Genomic DNA, 5,694 nt, shown 5'->3' on the forward strand with positions numbered 1-5,694 from the left:
TATACTAAAGGCCGTTAACTAGCCATAGCGATCTGAGCATGTAATGACTAATAAAAGTTGAGTGAGTTATGAAAGTACTGATTGTTGATGACCAGCGTTCTATGAGGTTTGTGTCTCTAGCAGTAGTTGCCGGGCTTGGGCATGATGTCATCGAGGCCGAATGTGGACAGGATGCAATTGACCTCTGTCGGCAAGAGAAAGTCGATTTGATTTTGATGGACGTTGAAATGCCTGGTCTTAACGGTTTTGAAACGACTAAAATTATTCGTCAAGATACCTCTATATGGTTCCCCATTATTTTTGTTAGTGCTAAAACGGATACTAAGTTTTTTACTGTGGGTATTCAGTCAGGCGGCGATATTTATCTTTATAAGCCGATAGTGCCTGAAGTGCTTGAAGCGATGATTCATGCGATGGAGCGTATCGCCCAGATTCAGGACGAGCTTCATGGCACCAAATTAAAAATGGAGTTGCTCGCATTTCAAGACACCTTAAAAGGACTGGTGAACCGCCGTGGTTTTGATAAGGCCATGGAGCTGGAGATCACTAGGTCAATCAAAGAGAAAGACCCTTTAACTTTGATTATGATCGATGTTGATCAGTTTAAACCTTTCAATGATAACAACGGACATCAAGCCGGTGACGAGTGTTTAAAGGCTGTTGGTGAAACCTTGCGTAAAGCGATGTGCCGACCAGCCGATATTGTTGCTCGGTATTGTGGGGAAGAATTCGCAGTGATTTTGCCTAATACCAATGCGGTGCAAGCGCAAGCGGTTGCGAAGCGTATAAATAAGTTGTTTAGTGATTTGAATTATCCTCATGAACACTCTTTAGTGGCAGATCATGTCACGGTTAGTGGTGGGATTGCTCAGTTTGCTGGTGAAGGGCAAAGTGCGGCAGAGTTTATCGAGAGTGCTGACAAATTATTATATGAAGCTAAAGAAGCAGGCCGTAATCGTATTTTATAGTTAATGAAGTTTATATTACTTACGCATGAGCGGGAATTAGAAAAGAAGAATAATACGGGTGCAGTCGTTAGAGGTATATTGAAGGGTGATTGCGAACTTGTCGTTTGGAAGCGTCGGGAACCCGATGAAAGTTTATTGAGTCTATTGGCTCGGCAGCAAGCCGCGGTGCTCTTTCCTAGAGAAGAACTGCCTACACAAAACACCGATAGCCCTGGCACTTATCAGCCTGACCCTCAATGTCTTTTTTCCTATACTCACTACGTGATTCTGGATGCTACTTGGCAACAAGCCAAGAAAATGTATAGACAAAGCCCTTATTTGCAACAAGCCGACAAGTTCTCTTTGGATAACGTGACACCTTCCACTTTTGTGCGTAGAGGAAATCAGCTAAAAGGCGGGTTGTGTACGGCTGAGTGTGTTATCGAACTACTTGAGCTTGCAGGTGAGTCTGAGTCAGCAAGTGAACTCGCTTATCATTATGAGGCGTTTAACAGGGCGCTGCCATCTTAATGTAGCCATTTATTTAGCTTCTCTTGAACGATCATGGCATCGACAGGCTTGCTAATATAGTCATTCATTCCCACAGCAAAGCATTTATCATCATCACCTTTCATTGCATTAGCTGTCATGGCAACAATAGGTAGCTGCTTGGCGTTTTCTCCGGCTTTACCTTGTCTGATCGCTGTAGTTGCTTCATATCCATCCATTTCCGGCATTTGGCAGTCCATGAAAATGAGGTTGTAGGGGACCGTTTTTTCAGCGTCGCGTATCATTTCTAGCGCTTCTAGGCCGTTGGCAGCGATATCGCACTGTTGGTCAAGCGCCTCAAGAATACCTTGTACAACGAGCTGGTTTACATAGACGTCTTCAACAAGCAGGATTCTAGACTCGCTCAAATCTGTAGTGGGGTCTTCTATAGCCGCTATCGCACTTTGCGTTAGCTCTGGTTTTTCTGAATAGAGGCTGAGCTCCATGCTTTGGATTAGGTCATTGGAACAGATAGGCTTATAGATATGGGCATCGAAGCCATGAGTCTTGCAATAGTTTTCATCGACCTGGGAACCGTACTTTGTCATGAGTATCAGGTATAAGGTTTCATTGCCTGCTTGGCTGCGAAGGTTGTCGCTAAGGTCGTGGGCAGAACCTTCAATCAGGTCTGCATCGATATAGATCAAGGGGACCTTACCAGGCCCGACAACATGTTCATTGAGTGAATTGAGCACGGAATTGGAGCTGTCGCAGATATATGAGGGAATTCCCCATTTACTTAGCTGTTTCTCAATTTCCTTGGCTGTGTCCTGATGTTTATCGAGAATAAATGCTAGCAGTTGTTCGGTCTCAAATTGTGGCGCGCTTTCTTTGTTTTCAGTAGAGCTGTCAACCATGAATGAGGCAGTAAAGACACTACCTTTACCTAGCTCACTGGCGACTCTAATATCGCCATGCATTAATTGGCATAAATTTCGAGAAATAGTTAAACCAAGGCCAGTGCCGCCATATTTTCGAGTGGTTGAGGCATCTGCTTGTGAGAATGAGTCAAATATCGTTGCCAGCTTATCTTTAGCTATTCCGGTACCGGTATCGTGAACTTCGCAAATTAGATCCAGGCTGTCACCAAAGTCTTCGTAGACTTCTACTTTTAGGGTTACGCTACCGGAAGAAGTAAACTTTATCGCATTCGATATTAAATTCGTTAAGACTTGCCTGATTCGCCCAGGGTCACTTGTGATATGGGTTTTATTGATGCCCGAAACATCGACAACGAAGTCTATGTCTTTGTCGTATGCTTGCTTACTAAGTGTTTTCGCCAAGCTGGAGATTAAGTCAATTAAGTCGAAAGAGACCTGCTCAAGCTCGAGTTTACCTGACTCAACCTTAGAGAAGTCGAGTATATCGTTGATCAAGCTTAGCAAGGACTCAGCACTAGATTTTGCCAATGAGGCTCTTTGTCTTTGCTCATCACTGAGCTCTGTGTTCATCAGCAGATTGAGCATGCCGAGTACACCGTTCATTGGCGTGCGTACTTCATGACTCATGCTGGCCAGGAACTCAGACTTAACTTTCAACGCATTTTCGGCAACGGCTTTTTCTTCTTGAAGGGCTATTTCACGGAATTCTAGTTCTTGTGCGTAATCAGATAATTTTGAGGCTGAAACTTTGACCTCTGAAAGATCCTCGATACAAATAAAGGCTCCGAGGACTTCGTTATTTTCGCCAAAATCAGGATGGTAATTCGCTTTGCAATGCCTTATACCGTTAACGGTCGCCATATCTGTTTCCAAGTGACAGGACGTCCCGCTTAGAGCCTTTTTAATGTAGGGTTGAGTCCGTTCGTAAATGGCTTCACCCAAGGCTTCAGAAATTGCTTTACCCTTATAGGTGCTAGTATCACGGCCGCTCCAGCGACTATAGTTCTTGTTAACGAACTGAAAGCGCTCTTGTGCATCAATGTAGGAAAGTAATACGGGGACACCGTCGGTGATGCCATCGATAATACGCCGGGTTTCGTTTACCTCCTCAGCGCGTTTGGCTATGTCTTTGGCAAGAGCATTATAGCGCTTAACCAAAGTGCCTAACTCATCCTCGCTTTGGTAGCTTAAGGGAGAATTTAGGCCGTTACTTTGTTGCTGGTGTAGCTCTTCGGTAATGCTTTCCAAGGGCCTAATCAAGGTTCTACGCTGGTTGAGATAGGCTGTAGCCGCAAGTAGGGTAATTCCCCCAGCACAGAGTAGAAATAAGCTAAAGAGAAATGTCTTGGTTTCTTTAAATGTCGGTATATTATGAAATTCCATAAATACCTCGTAAGGGCGCACGCGATTAAGCTCTGGGTTCAGTAGTTTGATGCGAGCATGATGAAAAAAACCGTCATCGCTAATTTGATGATTCTGGTTTTGTCCATTTGTGATGAAACGCTTCTAGGTTTCTAATTGGGCATTGTCGAGTGAATTATGAACATTTTGGCCAATATTTTCTTCTTGGCTGTCTGCGCTGATAATGCCACTTGCCTGTTCCACCGGGAGCAAGCGGGTCATGTCATTTCGTGCCGTTAAGGCTTTAACAATACGCCTTAAATTAGCTGTGTTAGCATTGGTTTCATTAGCGATAAGTAGCGTGTCTTGTATATGCTGGGCAATTATATTGCTTTCACGCTCTAATGTTCGCTCTGCGTGATAAGAGAATAATAGCGAGACGGACAGCAAAAATATCGTGCCAATAAGGATACTTGGTATCGCTAACTTGAAGGATAGTGATGTAGTTAGCTTATTCATTTACGTTTGTTGCCACGTCAGTATATGCCCAGTGCTATTCAATGAGGTTAGGGGCTAGGCAATTGACTGATATGTGTCAGGAGTGTGCTGACGTCGATAATTGCTTCGTTAAAGCTTGCCCCTCCTTAAAAATAGCATAACTGTGCATTTTCGCCGTAAAAATGGAGGAATAATTCTTAGGGATAGATCGGTTTTCTTGAGCTATCAGCGTTAACTGAGAGTGTTATTGCGTTATGAAAGCGGGAGCTTGTGTCTTATTGTGATGTTTCCCTGGATTTCTTTGGTCTGATAGGTGCAGTAGCATAGGCTTTGTACGCTTAGACTTGGGAGGACTGGCTGTGTATAGCCTGATAAGTGGCGCTGTAAGGTGCTGAGTGAGTACGACTGTTTATAAAAGCCCAAAGTAAGATGAGGGTGGTAGTCGCGTGCGGGATTATCCTGACAGATAGATTCCAGTGTACCGCGTATCTTTAGAAGAAGAGGGTGCTTGTTTATCGAAAGGTAGGGGGCTGTCTCGAAACTGTCTAGGCCTAGGCTTTCTAGAGAAAAGGGCGAAAGCTTTAATTCTTCAAGCGCTCTGATTTGCCGGGCGAGCTTCTCTTCGCAGAAGTGAGCAGGATCCACCAGTCCGCAAGCAGATAAAGTGATGTGAGGTGCTCTCTGGTAATCAGGTAGTACTAGTGTTTTGACATGAGCGCGGGCGCGTTGGAAGGCTTTGAGCCAGTCTTCTTGCTGAACCACTATTGCCCAAAAGCCGTAATGCTCAATACCTTGATGCCAATTAAGCGGGTCATGCGGGCTAACTGCAATGGAATTCTTTGCCTGAGAGGCAGAAAGGTTTTGCATAAGTGAAATAGGTCAGAGTGATATGGAAGTTCTGAAATAGTTTAATTAAAGCGCGAGTGTTGGTGCAAATAAATATCAATCCACACTCACAATGCCAGTATCTGAGCTACACTGAAAGCATGTTTTTTCAAAGAAGTATTAACAGTGCCCCTATTAGCAAATGCTTGGCGATTAAGCCCTTTAATTGTTGTCGTTTTATCCTTTTTTCTGGTTCGTATCAGCTCTATTGAAGCTCTCGATGAAAACGTACTGCGGACTGCTCCTTACCTATTAGCGTGTATCTTACTTGGCTTTTCTGCCATGTTTAATCGAAGCCGCTTTATTGCCCCGATTTTCATCGCCCTGTTTGCCTATTACTTTATTCAAACGAAGCTGCAAACGCCTTTGACAAGATCAGACGTGATGGCGATGTTTAGTGGACTTAATCTCCTTTTTTGTACATCGTTGATGTTTGCTTCGCTCGTTCCTGAAAAAGGTATGTTTAACCGAACAGGTGGAGTATATGCACTGGTATTAGCGGCTGGAGCTATGCTCTTGTGGTATTTTGGTGCCAGTGAGGCGTGGCAGGCTAAGTTAGCGGCGATTGCCAACCACCAAAGTGCTTTGTTTGA

At 44.1% G+C, this 5,694-nt stretch carries 6 protein-coding genes; 3 read left to right on the forward strand and 3 right to left on the reverse strand.

What is annotated here, in order from left to right; translation table 11 throughout:
* Positions 1-68 precede the first annotated feature (68 nt).
* On the forward strand, positions 69-968 hold the full coding sequence (locus A3763_RS13515) for a diguanylate cyclase (protein WP_068516126.1): 900 nt from the start codon (positions 69-71) through the stop codon (positions 966-968).
* Positions 969-971: 3 nt separating this feature from the next.
* Complete coding sequence (locus A3763_RS13520; RefSeq protein WP_068516123.1) at positions 972-1,478, forward strand: tRNA-uridine aminocarboxypropyltransferase; 507 nt, start codon at positions 972-974, stop codon at positions 1,476-1,478.
* Here the strand turns inward: A3763_RS13520 and A3763_RS13525 are convergent.
* The 3 genes from A3763_RS13525 to A3763_RS13535 all read right to left on the reverse strand — a co-directional run bounded on the left by A3763_RS13525 (position 1,475) and on the right by A3763_RS13535 (position 5,083).
* Positions 1,475-3,760 (reverse strand): ATP-binding protein, encoded by a 2,286-nt coding sequence (locus A3763_RS13525; RefSeq protein ID WP_068516119.1) that lies wholly within the window; start codon positions 3,758-3,760, stop codon positions 1,475-1,477. The two genes, A3763_RS13520 and A3763_RS13525, sit on opposite strands and share 4 nt — an antisense overlap.
* 123 nt (positions 3,761-3,883) lie before the next feature.
* Complete coding sequence (locus A3763_RS13530) at positions 3,884-4,237, reverse strand: hypothetical protein (RefSeq protein WP_068510086.1); 354 nt, start codon at positions 4,235-4,237, stop codon at positions 3,884-3,886.
* 231 nt (positions 4,238-4,468) lie between these two features.
* Entirely contained in the window at positions 4,469-5,083 is a 615-nt protein-coding gene (locus tag A3763_RS13535; protein ID WP_068552615.1) for a 2'-5' RNA ligase family protein, read from the reverse strand.
* Between the two features lie 144 nt (positions 5,084-5,227).
* Here A3763_RS13535 and A3763_RS13540 point away from each other — a divergent pair.
* Positions 5,228-5,694, forward strand: a 467-nt coding sequence (locus tag A3763_RS13540) for a hypothetical protein (protein WP_156495089.1), incomplete at its 3' end; no start/stop codon positions are given.

It is taken from the genome of Oleiphilus sp. HI0128, assembly GCF_001635365.1.

Bases quoted from the DNA above. Each gene is read 5' to 3' on its own strand.
- A3763_RS13530 (WP_068510086.1), bottom strand. From the start codon at position 4,237: ATGAATAAGCTAACTACATCACTATCCTTCAAGTTAGCGATACCAAGT.
- A3763_RS13535 (WP_068552615.1), bottom strand. From the start codon at position 5,083: ATGCAAAACCTTTCTGCCTCTCAGGCAAAGAATTCCATTGCAGTTAGC.
- A3763_RS13515 (WP_068516126.1), top strand. From the start codon at position 69: ATGAAAGTACTGATTGTTGATGACCAGCGTTCTATGAGGTTTGTGTCT.
- A3763_RS13525 (WP_068516119.1), bottom strand. From the start codon at position 3,760: ATGGAATTTCATAATATACCGACATTTAAAGAAACCAAGACATTTCTC.
- A3763_RS13520 (WP_068516123.1), top strand. From the start codon at position 972: ATGAAGTTTATATTACTTACGCATGAGCGGGAATTAGAAAAGAAGAAT.